An 8,911-nucleotide genomic window follows, 5' to 3' on the forward strand; every position below is an offset into this window, starting at 1 on the left:
CGGTAGAATTTTCCTCAGTCTTAATGCTCGCGCGCTCGATCCTGATAGAGCGATCCAGCGCATTGAGCGAGCTTAAATTTTCATCCACAGCAGCGGCTGCATTGGCATCTGACTTTAGTGCGAATTTTTCATCTGTAGCGTTGTGCGAAACGACGTCGATACCGATGTTTTCAAGCTTTTTTTGAGTGTTATTTACGATCGGAGCGTCCGAGTAGGTGGTTTTGTTTTGTTCCCATAAAAGTGAGCCCAAAAATTCACCGAAGCTTTTATAAAGTCCGAAATAAAAGATTGCGCCTATGATTAATACCATTGCAAGCAGCCATAAAAGCCAACCGCTGCCGCTTTTGTTAGGGCTGACCCTTTGACCATAGACCTGCTCGACTTTAGCTTTTTTAATGGGCGCAAAGCTCGCTTTGGCGCTCTCAAACTCGCTAAGCCAGTCCGATAGATCCAGCCCGAACTCGCGCTCTAAAATTTTAATATAGCCCTTCACGTTAAAATTTGCAAGTTTTTCGAAGTCTTTGTTGATGATATATTCTAAATTTTGCGCGTCGATGCGCGTCGTGCGCGCTATCTCGATGAGATCCATAGATTTTAATTTATCCAGATCGCTATTTTTTGGCTGCTGTGTTTGCTCCGGCTTCTCGGTTTGTTCCGCCTGCTCGTCCGTATTATTTAACTTCTCTTCTATTTCTTCCATTTAAAATTCCATCGCATAGTATCGCAAATGCCGCGCTTACGTTAAGCGAATCCCAGCCTTCGCGCATCTTTATTGATACCGCGCAGTCGCATTTTTTAAGCGCTCTAGCAGGTATCCCCTCTTCTTCGTTCCCCATTACGAGTGCGTTTTTCGCGCCGAGCTCTAACTCCTTAAAGCTCGTCCCGTCCGCACTCGCGGCGTAAATTTCAAAGCCGCTTTGTTTAAGCTCATTTAGCACGCTAAGCCCGTCTGCGGCCTTAACGACGTTTAGCTCATACGCCGCGCCCGAGCTTGCGCGCACTACGCCCGCCATATTTAGATTATTTGCGACGACGATCACGCTGTCCGCGCCCAAAGCATAGGCGCTGCGCATTATCGCGCCGATGTTTCCGACGTCGGTAAGCCCATAAAGGATCGGCACGAATTTATCGTCTTTGACGCTGGCCAGATCGCCGAAGCTAAACTCCTCCACCTCGGCTAAAAAGCCTTGATGGTTGCCGCCGCGAGCGAGGGCTTGAGCTTTTTTCGCATCGGCGCGCTCGATTTTTACGCCGGTCGCGGCGATCTTTTTAAAAATTTCTTTCTCGCACTCCTTAGCAAGGATGATGCGGATAAATTTCTGCGGATGCCGGTTTAAAAGGTGCAAAAACAGCTGCTTGCCGTAAATAATCATTTTGGGATTTTAGCGAAAAACGGTTAAAATATGACTTAGCGTATCAAATTTTTATATATTTCTTTGGCGGGTTCGCCATTTATTTTTGAGAGTAGTTTCGCTTTTATTTTCGGCGCGATCTCAAGCGAGAGAATATCTTCTTGCGTGATTTTTTCAAAGCTTTTCTCGCCTGCGCCGTCAATCACGACGCACCATTCGCCGTTTAAATTTGCGCCTTTCAGCTCCAGCAAGAGCTCCGCGGCGCTACCGAAAAATTTGGTTTCAAATTTTTTCGTGGCTTCCTTAATCGCAAAAATTTTGCGCTGCGCATCGATCCCCGCGATCTGCTCAATTAGCTTTACCACGCGCTTTGGGGATTCGTAAAGTACGCACGGATAGGGGCTCTGCATTAAATTTAGAATCTGAGCTTTGCGCTGCGCGCCGTCATTATTCAAAAAGCCTAAAAAGCTAAATTCTTTCTCCACTAGCCCGCTTGCGGCGGCTGCGAGCAGCAGAGCGTTTGCGCCGCTAAGCACCTCGTAAGGCACGCCACTTCGCTGCGCAAATTTTACGAGCGCAATTCCCGGATCGCTGATGCAGGGCATGCCCGCATCGCTTACGTATGCGCAAGCTTTTTCGCGCAGAAGCGTCGGATCAAAGTCAGCGAAAAACTCCGTTTCGTTGTGCGTGTGCAGAGAGTAAAACTGTGAAATTTTAAATGAGATTTGAAATTTATCGGATAATAAGTTTAGAAGTTTTTTTGAAACCCTCGTATCCTCGCAGATTAGGATTTCGCAGCTTTGCAATACCTCAAGCGCGCGGCTCGAGATATCGCTTAGATTTCCTATCGGCGTAGGAATGAGATATAGCAACTATTTCATTCCGTATTTTTGCTTAAATTTCTCGACGCGGCCCGCGCTATCTACGATCTTCTCGCTGCCGGTGAAAAACGGATGGCAATTGGAGCAGATATCGACGCGGATCTCAGGCTTGTTCGAGCGCGTTTTAAAAGTGTTTCCGCAAGCGCAGGTAACGGTCGTTTCGACAAAGTTTGGGTGGATATCTTTTTTCATTTTTGATCCTTTTTGATGATTTTAAAAGGTAGCGATTATACAACTTTTTTATCTAAAAAGCAAATTTAAAGGGTTTTAAAAAACTCTAGGCAAAACGGCGGATTTTCTTTCGAGCAAGCTTTTTGGACGCGAAAATTTTAAAATTTAGCCCGTTTTGCGAGTAAAATTTATTGTATTGCAACCTACTGCGGCGTGCAAAATACAGTGCACGAAGATGTGCCGCGGCAAACACGCGCAGCACGTCAAGCCGCAGATAAACATAGCGGATCGCGCAGAGTAAATTTTAAATTCCAAAATTTAAAGCGCCTGACTTTTTAAATTTTAAAATTTGCCGAGCGCTTAAAACATCAACTTCGCGCAAGTTGCGATCAGCGCGGTGTTTGAGCGCAAAATATAAGGGCTATTAAGCGCATAGGCGTTTTTAAATTTCTCCCTTTCGCGCGGCGAAAACCCGCCCTCCGGGCCGATGAAGGCGATCTCATCGCCGCCGAAAATGTCGATGTTCTTGCCGCCAAAATCGATCAGGCTTACGTTTTCATATCTTTGCGCTAGCTCGTCCGAGCCGCTCAAAACCTCGATCTGCATGATGGAATTTCGCCCGCATTGCTGCGACGAGTTGATCAAAATCCGCTCCATCCTCTGCGGATCGAGCCGCACGTTTTTCTGCGACAGATCGGCATAGACCAAAACAAGCCGCCCGACGCCCATCTCGTTTAGCGCAGGCAGGCTCTTTTCGATCACGGCGCTCTCGACGACCGCCCAAGCGACGCAAAAATCGTGGCTCGGCGTAAAAACGGAGCTTTTAAAAACTAAATTCAAAGCCGCGCCTTTGCGCGAAATTTCGACGATCTCATATAGATAACTCGCCCCGTCCTCAAGATTTCGCACGTCTATGCGCTCGCCCGCCCTTGCTCGCCTGGCCTTTAGGTGCAAAAACTGATCATTCTGCAAAATCAGGCTCTGTTCGCCTGCAAACTTATCGTAAAAATATACCATCAAATAACACTCGCTATCAAAATTATCGCTAAGCTTAGCCCCAAAATCACCCGCATTTTGCGCTGATACGGCGCAAAGTTTTGGCTCAGATACGCGATTTTTAGCCGCTTGTACGACGCCGCGCTAAGTATGATCATCGCTAGCGCTGCGGCCGCCATGAAGTAAATTCTAAAGCTCAAATCGAAGCGCAGCACCGCTAGCATCACGCTTCCGCTAATTATCAGCGCCGCGATGCACGAATAATATATCGGCAAAAACAGCCTGATGCGCCTAAGAAATCTAAGCCCAGATCTGCTTTTTTGCTTTAAATTCCCAGCTTGCGGCGCGGAGGCGGCGGAATTTAAAGCCTTGCCGCGCGAGCAAAATTCCGCCGCCGCATCGATCTTAAGCTGGGTAAAAATCAGATAAATTATCGTTAAAATCGCCGTAGCTAGCGCGAAAAACTTATGAAAACCCAGGGCGCTTTGATACAGATAATCCATCACTTCCGCCAGGGAGTTAAATTCGCGAAATAAAATTTTGCGCGGCTAGAGCCGAAACGATCAAATTTTAACGCAAATTTTTTCGGCGCAAGATAAAGCAGACCTGCTCCGCACCTTTGAAATTTTAAAAACTCTTTAAAGCGGCTGCGGATATTTGTTGCGTTAAAATTTATCCCGCCACCTTCTAATCGCGGTTTCGTGCAGTATATCTCGCGCCAAGAATAAAATTTCGCAGTTAGAGCTTTATAAAATTTAAAATTTCTCTGCGCAGATCGCATAGGCAAAAAAGACACCGAAATCGCGCTCGCACGCCGCATACGAACTATGCAAATTTTAAAAATTTTCAAATTTAGCCGCCGATTTTTCAACGCTCCGTCCTATTCGGTCACCGGAAGCGGCAGCATATCGGCGTTTATATCGACTTTGGGCTCGCTAGGCGCGATAGGTACGTCCTTCGGCACCTCGCTATCTACCGGCGGCTTTTGCAAGGCGTCCTTTTTCTCATCGTCGCAACCGCCCAAAGCAAGCGCGCAGGCAAAGATCGCGCACGCGGCAAAAACGCGCACAAACCCCGCGCCAAATTTAAATAAATTTCTCATCAGCAGTCCTTTGGATAGATGATTTTTTCGCTGCGCAGCAGCTTTTGCCAAAGCTCCGGCTGCCTCCACTCCTCGCGCACGGCGGGCGAGAATTCTATCTCATCCAGCGCGATCTCGCCCATCTGCGCGTTGTAGGCGTCCTCGCGGAAGCACTGCGCGTAGCCGGTGGCCGTTTCGTGCACGATGACGCTGTGAAGCTTTACTTCGCGCTCGCCGTTTTGCATCTGAGTTAAGCTCAAAAGTCGGTCAATTAGGACGAAAAAAATTCTACAAAACTGCTCCGCGCTCGGATTTAGCGGTATCTGCACCCAGCGCGCGCTGTGTTTTTTAAGATCCGCGATGTAGCCCGCATCATCGCGCGCGTAGATCGTCGTGGCGTGGTCGAAACTATCGATAAGCTCGCGAATACCGAGCTTCATATAACCAAAGTCGTAAACCATACCCGCTTCATCTAAAAAATTTGAGCTAAGCAAAATTTCGCATCTGTAGGAGTGGCCGTGGATGCTAGTGCGGCACCGCTTCGAGCCGCACAGGCGCACGATGTGAGCGTTTTCGAATTCGTATAATTTCCTAATTATCATACCCCGTCCTTCTCGCCCCAAATTCTAATGTGCAGGCGATCGGAGTAATTATAGCCGTTTTTTAGGCAAAAATCCACGCAAAATTGCGCGCCACTTTCCAGCTCGCGACGATCTGCGCCGCGCGGCATACAATAAACTTCGCTCTCGCACGCCGCTAAAATTTCTCTAATCTCGGGCTGCGCGTCAAACTCGGGCGAGATGACGAACTTGTAAAAACTATCTTTTGCGTTTTGTTTTAAGCTTCGCAGCGCGGCGAAGTTTAACCTGCGTTCGCGCGGCTCGGCGGAGTTTGAAAGCTTAGGCGAGACCGCAAAGACGCAGCTTTTGTAGGCGGGAAATTTTTCAAAATCCACTAAAATCGTGCCGTTGGTTTCGAAGTGCACTGCGTGTCCGCGCGCGAGCAGCTCGCAGACGAACTCGTAAAATAGCGTCTCTTTGTGATGCAGTAGCGGCTCGCCGCCGGTAATAACGATGATGGGCTTTTGATAAAGCTTAGCGCTCTGCGGCGAGACGGAGCTTTGCGGATTTAAATTTAAAGAATTTTGCACTGCGAAATTTAAAGAATTTTCGCTCGTTAAATTTAAAGAATTCTCTCCATTATCCTTTTGGCAAAAAGGTGTTTGCGCGGCGGCGGAATTTAAGGTATCGCTTTCAGAAAAAGCCTCGGCGACGCAAAAACCTGCCGCAGAGCACGCGGGTTCAGAACAGGATGAATCGGATAAATTTGGAATTTTATTCAAAAGTTGCGTTAAATTTAAAATTTCTTCGTGCTCGAAGTGGTTTGTAAAAACCGCGCGGATCGTATCGCAACCGCGCAAGATCTCGCCGGTCTTTGGCGAAATGCGCTCGCCGCCGAAGCCCTCGCAGCGCAGATTACAGCCCGCAAAGCGAAAGAAAAACGCGAGCCTGCCTGCGTATTTGCCCTCGCCTTGGATGCTTAAAAAGCTCTCTACGAGCCTCATCCGCCCGTCTCGTAAAATGCGCGACTTGAAATTTCATTCGAAGCGTCCGTCTGCCAGCGATTTTTTTCGGGCTTATTCGCTAAAATTTTAGCTAAAATTTCGGCGGCGGCGGCGATGTCGCCCTCTTTGACCGCCTTTTTGATACTTAGTGCGTCCTCGAAGTAAAGACAAGGGATCAAAAGCCCCTCGGCGCTTAGTCTGATGCGGTTGCAGCTCTCGCAAAAATCATGCTTGTGCGGATCGATGATACCGAAGGTGTAGCCGTCCCCGAGCGCGTAAAGCGACGCGGGCGAACTTTGCGATTTCGGCAGAGCGGTAAAGACAAATTTACGCCTTAAAATATCTAAAATTTCGTTTGATTTTAAGCCTGTAAGATCGCCGGCATGGGTGTTTTCCATAAATTCTATGAAGCGGATCTGACAATCCTTCTCGCGGGCAAATTCCAGCAAATAAATAAGCTCGTCGTCGTTGATCCCTTTTAGCGCGACGGTGTTTAGCTTGACTTTTAGTCCCGCTTCAAGCGCGGCGTCAAGGCCTTCTAGGACGTTATAAAGCACGCCGCGCTGAGCTATAAATTTAGCCCGCTCCGGTCGCAGCGAGTCAAGCGACATATTAATTCGCTTTAGCCCTGCGTCTTTCAGGGCGCGCGCATAATTTTTGAGATAATATCCGTTGGTGGTAAGCGCAATATCGATACCCGGGGCGTAATCCGCGATCATCTTTATAAAATCCTCGGTCCGCTTTCGCACCAGTGGTTCGCCGCCGGTGATACGGATCTTTTTTACGCCGCCGTCGATCGCAACCTTGATGAATAAAAACATCTCCTCAAAGCTTAAAATATTCTCTCGCGGCACCCAATTAAACGGCGTAGCAGGCATGCAATATCTGCATCTGAAATTACACCGCTGCGTAACCGAAATGCGCAAATAATCGATCGTTCGTCCAAATTTATCAATTAGCATATTTTGCCTTAATATCAATTTGCGGCGATTATATAAAAAACAAAGCGATTTTGCAAAATTTTATTTTTATATTGCTCCGGCTATTTTCTTACCGAGCCGATGAGCTCTTTAAGCTGATCTAGTAGCGGTCTGATCTGCTTTTCTACCCGCTCGTCGATCATCGTAGGCACTACGTCTAGTCTCTGCTCTATCGTCTCGTCGATCACATCTGCAATCGCGTTTATATCGATATTGGGAGCGACTTTGCCGCCCGAATCGATCATCTCTTTTAGCTCCTCGACCTTCTTTTTAAGCAGATAGTTTTCCTGCATAGCATCGGTCAACACCTGATCGAATCGCTCGAATTTTTTATCCGCTTGCTTATCCTTAAAATATATGACGAAAAACATTAAAAATATAACGACGCAAAGTCCTAAAATGATGATAGTGTTAAGATCCATAGGGGTTCCTTAAAATAAATTTACAAAAACAAAAGCAAAAAAGGCGATGCCCAAGTAGCCGTTGAGCGTGAAAAACGCACGATCGATCTTGCTAAAATCTTTCTGCACGATCTTATGCTCGAAGTACAGGATCGTCGCGCACGCAGCCACGCCCAGATAGGCAAAAAAGCCTAAATTTGCCGCCGCGCAAAACAGCAGCCAAAAAAGCACCGCTACGGCATGAAAAATTTTAGAGATAAACATCGACGCTTCCTTGCCGTAAAGCGCAGGGATGCTGTAAAGCCCCGCCGTGCGGTCAAATTCCATATCTTGAAGCGAATACAGCACGTCAAAGCCGCCTACCCAAAATACTACTCCAAAGCACAGCAGCACCGACCATAGCGGAATTCCGCCGCTAACGGCGATCGCTCCCGCAATCGGCGCAAGCCCTAAGCAAAAGCCGAGCATCAAATGCGCGGTCTCGCTAAAGCGCTTAAAATACGAATACCCGCCCAGTGCCGCTAAAATCGGCACCGAAAGCTTAAGCGCCAAAGGATTTATAAGCGCCGAAACCGCTATGAAAACCACCGCGTTTGCGATGATGAAAAGCAGCAAATTCCCGCGTCCGATCCGTCCGTCCACGCTAGGGCGCGAGGCGCAGCGCGGATTGGCGCGGTCGATATCCTCGTCCAAGTAGCGATTTAGCGCCATTGCGAAGCTTCTGGCGCTCACCGCGCATAAAATTCCCAAAAAAAGCAATTTCCAGCCGAACCATACCGAGCCGTTTTGCAGCTTGCTCGCAGTAATCATCGCCGTAAAGATAAACGGCAGCGCGAAAACCGAGTGTTTAAAAACTATTAATTCGTTGATATCGGATAAAATTTCTTTAAATTTAGCCATTTCGCCCCTTATTTTGGGCACCATTGTATCAAAAAAAAGTAAGAATAGCTCTAAATTTGATATAATTTGAACGAAAAATTTACGAAAGGAAACGCCTTGAGCCAAAACCAAAACTCGCACGCAAGCCCGCAGATCACGATCATCGGCACCACCGCAAGCGGCAAAAGCGATCTTGCGCTAAGTATCGCGCGCGAAATCGGCGCCGTGATTTTGAGCCTGGATTCGCTCTGCATTTATCGGCAGATCGACATCGCAAGCGCCAAGCCAAGCGAGGAGCAGCTGCGCGAGATCAGGCACTTCGGCGTAAATTTAATCTACCCAAACGAGTACTTCAGCGTCGGCGAGTTTATCAAAGAATACGCAGCCGCGCGGGCTTTTGCGGGGCGTAGCGGCGCGCCTTTGATAATCACGGGCGGCAGCGGGTTTTATCTAAAGGCGATGCTAAGCGGGCTGGCGCCGAAGGTTCCCGATTTTAAAAGCGAAATTTCAAACGATGAAATTTACGCCCTAGCGCGGCGGATCGATCCGGAATTTGCTGCGAAATTTAGTGCGGCGGACAGCTTTCGGTTAAAAAAATGGCTAAGC

At 48.0% G+C, this 8,911-nt stretch carries 12 protein-coding genes and 2 pseudogenes; 1 reads left to right on the forward strand and 13 read right to left on the reverse strand.

Going from position 1 to position 8,911, the window contains the following annotated elements:
• The 13 genes and pseudogenes from Q0256_RS00880 to mqnP form a co-directional block, all read right to left on the reverse strand.
• Positions 1-700: pseudogene (locus Q0256_RS00880) on the reverse strand (hypothetical protein); the annotation flags it as partial.
• Positions 672-1,373, reverse strand: a complete 702-nt coding sequence (rlmB, locus tag Q0256_RS00885) for a 23S rRNA (guanosine(2251)-2'-O)-methyltransferase RlmB (RefSeq protein ID WP_297959170.1) — start codon at positions 1,371-1,373, stop codon at positions 672-674. The pseudogene Q0256_RS00880 and the gene rlmB, both read right to left, overlap by 29 nt.
• A gap of 35 nt (positions 1,374-1,408) precedes the next feature.
• A complete protein-coding gene (gene rsmI / locus Q0256_RS00890; RefSeq protein WP_297959172.1) occupies positions 1,409-2,224 on the reverse strand; it encodes a 16S rRNA (cytidine(1402)-2'-O)-methyltransferase in 816 nt (271 codons plus the stop codon).
• Entirely contained in the window at positions 2,225-2,425 is a 201-nt protein-coding gene (rpmE, locus tag Q0256_RS00895; RefSeq protein WP_177387662.1) for a 50S ribosomal protein L31, read from the reverse strand. It abuts the gene before it with no gap.
• Between the two features lie 339 nt (positions 2,426-2,764).
• Entirely contained in the window at positions 2,765-3,421 is a 657-nt protein-coding gene (locus tag Q0256_RS00900; RefSeq protein ID WP_297959188.1) for a 16S rRNA (uracil(1498)-N(3))-methyltransferase, read from the reverse strand.
• A complete protein-coding gene (locus Q0256_RS00905; RefSeq protein ID WP_297959174.1) occupies positions 3,421-3,903 on the reverse strand; it encodes a hypothetical protein in 483 nt (160 codons plus the stop codon). The genes Q0256_RS00900 and Q0256_RS00905 overlap by 1 nt, the downstream gene beginning before the upstream one ends.
• A gap of 377 nt (positions 3,904-4,280) precedes the next feature.
• A complete protein-coding gene (locus Q0256_RS00910) occupies positions 4,281-4,502 on the reverse strand; it encodes a hypothetical protein (protein ID WP_297959176.1) in 222 nt (73 codons plus the stop codon).
• Positions 4,502-5,083: a 6-carboxytetrahydropterin synthase gene (locus tag Q0256_RS00915; protein ID WP_297959178.1), complete on the reverse strand. Its 582-nt coding sequence runs from the start codon at positions 5,081-5,083 to the stop codon at positions 4,502-4,504. Before Q0256_RS00915 ends, Q0256_RS00910 begins: the two co-directional genes overlap by 1 nt.
• Positions 5,080-5,823, reverse strand: a complete 744-nt coding sequence (locus Q0256_RS00920; protein WP_367271931.1) for a hypothetical protein — start codon at positions 5,821-5,823, stop codon at positions 5,080-5,082. The genes Q0256_RS00915 and Q0256_RS00920 overlap by 4 nt, the downstream gene beginning before the upstream one ends.
• Positions 5,803-6,045, reverse strand: a pseudogene (locus Q0256_RS11560) (7-carboxy-7-deazaguanine synthase QueE); the annotation flags it as partial. The gene Q0256_RS00920 and the pseudogene Q0256_RS11560, both read right to left, overlap by 21 nt.
• Positions 6,042-7,007 (reverse strand): GTP 3',8-cyclase MoaA, encoded by a 966-nt coding sequence (gene moaA, locus Q0256_RS00925; protein ID WP_297959181.1) that lies wholly within the window; start codon positions 7,005-7,007, stop codon positions 6,042-6,044. The gene moaA and the pseudogene Q0256_RS11560, both read right to left, overlap by 4 nt.
• Before the next feature lie 80 nt (positions 7,008-7,087).
• The gene (locus Q0256_RS00930) at positions 7,088-7,447 is read right to left on the reverse strand and encodes a hypothetical protein (protein WP_005869739.1); all 360 of its coding nucleotides are present in this window, start codon (positions 7,445-7,447) and stop codon (positions 7,088-7,090) included.
• Between the two features lie 9 nt (positions 7,448-7,456).
• Positions 7,457-8,326 (reverse strand): menaquinone biosynthesis prenyltransferase MqnP, encoded by an 870-nt coding sequence (gene mqnP, locus Q0256_RS00935; RefSeq protein WP_297959184.1) that lies wholly within the window; start codon positions 8,324-8,326, stop codon positions 7,457-7,459.
• Positions 8,327-8,422: 96 nt separating this feature from the next.
• On the opposite strand from mqnP, the gene Q0256_RS00940 reads away from it, so the two are divergent.
• On the forward strand, positions 8,423-8,911 hold a 489-nt coding region (locus Q0256_RS00940; RefSeq protein WP_297959186.1), incomplete at its 3' end, for an isopentenyl transferase family protein.

Origin of the sequence: uncultured Campylobacter sp. (genome assembly GCF_937949835.1) — a bacterium.
GTDB lineage: Bacteria > Campylobacterota > Campylobacteria > Campylobacterales > Campylobacteraceae > Campylobacter_B.